Source organism: Microseira wollei NIES-4236, assembly GCF_020521235.1.
GTDB classification, from domain to species: domain Bacteria; phylum Cyanobacteriota; class Cyanobacteriia; order Cyanobacteriales; family Aerosakkonemataceae; genus Microseira; species Microseira wollei.
In genome coordinates, this window is the sequence record NZ_BLAY01000664.1 from 1 (window position 1) to 280 (window position 280).

The window sequence follows — 280 nt, forward strand, 5'->3', positions numbered from 1 at the left end:
GGTAGGGGCACGGCAGTATAAACCTTCTCTGTTTTGAGAACAATAGTTGCTGGTGCCGTGCCCCTACAGGTTGTGCCACCGATTGATTCGCCAACAGGTAGGGGCACGGCAGTATAAACCTTCTCTGTTTTGAGAACAATAGTTGCTGGTGCCGTGCCCCTACAGGTTGTGCCACCGATTGATTCGCCAACAGGTAGGGGCACGGCAGTATAAACCTTCTCTGTTTTGAGAACAATAGTTGCTGGTGCCGTGCCCCTACAGGTTGTGCCACCGATTGATT

1 protein-coding gene is annotated in these 280 nt (G+C 51.8%); it reads right to left on the reverse strand.

Annotated features, from left to right (window positions below; translation table 11 throughout):
* On the reverse strand, positions 1-280 hold a 280-nt coding region (locus MiSe_RS50190), incomplete at both ends, for a hypothetical protein (RefSeq protein ID WP_226595102.1).